1 protein-coding gene is annotated in these 249 nt (G+C 35.7%); it reads left to right on the plus strand.

What is annotated here, in order from left to right:
• The coding region (locus tag SB658_RS26205; RefSeq protein WP_410603411.1) for a hypothetical protein at nt 1-249 on the plus strand (249 nt) is incomplete at both ends.

The raw sequence follows: 249 nt of genomic DNA on the forward strand, positions 1-249 counted from the left end.
CTATTTACGTAGCATTCCCTGTAAAAGACGGAAAGAACGTATTAGAAGGTGATGAGAAATTTATTATCTGGACAACAACACCTTGGACGTTACCTGCAAACTTAGGTATTTCTGTTCACCCAGAACTTGAATACGCTATTGTAAAAGTAAATGATGAAAAATATATTATTGCTTCTGAACTATTTGAGACAGTTGCAAAAACGTTAGAGTGGGAAAATGCTGAAGTTGTGAAAACGGTAAAAGGTAGCG

It is taken from the genome of Bacillus sp. SIMBA_008 (assembly GCF_046535495.1).
In the GTDB taxonomy this organism is placed as follows: domain Bacteria; phylum Bacillota; class Bacilli; order Bacillales; family Bacillaceae; genus Bacillus; species Bacillus subtilis.